Origin of the sequence: Xanthomonas sp. SHU 199 (assembly GCF_000364665.1) — a bacterium.
In the GTDB taxonomy this organism is placed as follows: domain Bacteria; phylum Pseudomonadota; class Gammaproteobacteria; order Xanthomonadales; family Xanthomonadaceae; genus Xanthomonas_A; species Xanthomonas_A sontii.
Genome location: NZ_AQOI01000499.1, coordinates 1 through 1710 on the forward strand (window position 1 = coordinate 1; position 1710 = coordinate 1710).

The 1710-nt window shown below is 69.4% G+C and carries 3 protein-coding genes and 1 pseudogene; all 4 read right to left on the bottom strand.

Features of this window, described 5'->3' with window-relative positions; translation table 11 throughout:
* Positions 1-356, bottom strand: a 356-nt coding sequence (locus D183_RS0115510) for a hypothetical protein (protein ID WP_039728001.1), incomplete at its 3' end; no start/stop codon positions are given.
* A gap of 34 nt (positions 357-390) precedes the next feature.
* The gene (locus D183_RS0115515; RefSeq protein ID WP_017909813.1) at positions 391-735 is read right to left on the bottom strand and encodes a hypothetical protein; all 345 of its coding nucleotides are present in this window, start codon (positions 733-735) and stop codon (positions 391-393) included.
* 130 nt (positions 736-865) lie between these two features.
* Entirely contained in the window at positions 866-1195 is a 330-nt protein-coding gene (locus tag D183_RS0115520; protein WP_225851504.1) for a hypothetical protein, read from the bottom strand.
* 52 nt (positions 1196-1247) lie between these two features.
* Positions 1248-1710, bottom strand: a pseudogene (locus tag D183_RS0115525) (shikimate dehydrogenase); the annotation flags it as partial.

Below are 1710 nucleotides of genomic sequence, written 5' to 3' on the forward strand. Positions count from 1 at the left end.
TGCGGCGCGGCCTTGCGCGGCAGCGCCAGCCACAGCGCGCGCAGCAGCAGGGACAGGCCAGCCACGTACAGCGCATCGTCCAGCAGATGCACCAGCGCATAGGCGTCCGGATGGGTGCCGCGGAACTGGGGCGTCATCAGTTCCACCCAGCCCAGCACCGCGTTCAACAGGCGCGGCAGGATCGCGCCCATCAGCAGCACCGTCAGCCCGATCCGCGCCAGCGTGCGTGCGCGGCCCGGCGCCAGCCGCGGGAGCAGCAGCAACGCGATCAGCGGCAGCAACAGCCGCGCCAGCAGGCCGAGCCCGCCGGTCAGCACGCTCATGTCCAGCACCGGGTGCACGCTTATCGCCAACATCCTCGCCTCCCTGGACGACGCACGCCCTTGTTCTTCACTGCGATGGCGCCCGCCGCGCCGGCAGGGCGAACCACAACGCCAGCACCAGCAACAGCGCGCTCACTGCCGTCAGCAGCGCGACGATCGCCTCCGACATGACCATCCACAGGTTGGATTCGGTCGCGTTCGCCGCGCGCGACATCAGCCACGCCGGCAACAACGACATGCCCGTCGTCAGTACCACGACCAGCACCAGCACGCCCAACCCCCACAAGCCGAGGGTACGCGGCCGGCCAGGGCCGCGCGTGGCCAGCAACCCCAGCCCGACCGCAGACATCGCCAGGATCGGGAACTGGAACAGCGCGGTGAGCAAGAGATAGTTCACGGCGACAGAGTCCACGCAGGACCTCCTCTTGATGGGCAGCGAACGGGGCGATCGGCGCCGACCAGGACCACGCCATAGGCGCGACCCGGGCGTCCCTGCGGTTCTCGCAGCACGATCTCCCTGGACGCGGGTCGCCGCGACGCCATCAGTGCGGGTTTGCGACGCGCGGCGGCATAGCGAAGCGCAACGCCAGCACCAGCAGCAGCATGCCCACCGCGAAGATCAAGGCGACCGCGCCGTTGACGATGCCCAACAAGCTCGAGATCGACGAGTAACTATGGCCTTGGGAAATCAACCACATCGGCACGAACCACAACGCCAGCCCCAGGCCCAGGGCCAGCAGCAGGATCGCCAGCCCGCAGATTCCCAAGGTGCGCGCACGGCCAGGACGGCGCGTGAACAGCAGCGCCAGTCCGACCACATAGACCAGCGCGAGCGGCAACTGCGTGAGCAGTCGCGTCAGCACTTGCAGCATCAATGATTCGTCCATGCGTTTATTCCCGGATAGAGGGTGGAGGCGAAGTGTTTCAGTCGGCGCTGACCAGCACGGCATCGCGCTCGCGCAGCGCGGCGTACACCGGGTCGGTGTCCGGGCGCACGCCGTGCCAGGCCTCGAAGCTCTCGGCGGCCTGTTCCACCAGCATGCCCAGGCCGTCCACGGTGTCGCGGCAGTGCGCCGCGCGCGCCCAGGCCAGGAACGCGATCGCCACCTCGCCGTAGTTCAGGTCCACCGCCAGGGTCATGCTGTTGATCAGCGACAGCGGCAGGGTGAAGCTGGCGGCCGGGTCGCGGCCGATGGTGGTGGCATTGACGATCAGCTCGAAATCGCCCAGCTCGCGCAGGTCCTCCCAGTAGCGCGAGATCGCGCGCGCCGGCTCGCCCAGCGCATCGACCAGCGCGTCGGCGCGTTCCGGCGCGCGGTTGACCACCACCAGTTGCTGTACGCCGGCCTCCAGCAGCGCCGGCGCCACGCCGCGCGCGGCGCCGCCA

Coding starts and splice junctions, on each gene's coding strand:
- D183_RS0115520 (WP_225851504.1), bottom strand. CDS start 1,195: ATGCTGCAAGTGCTGACGCGACTGCTCACGCAGTTGCCGCTCGCGCTG.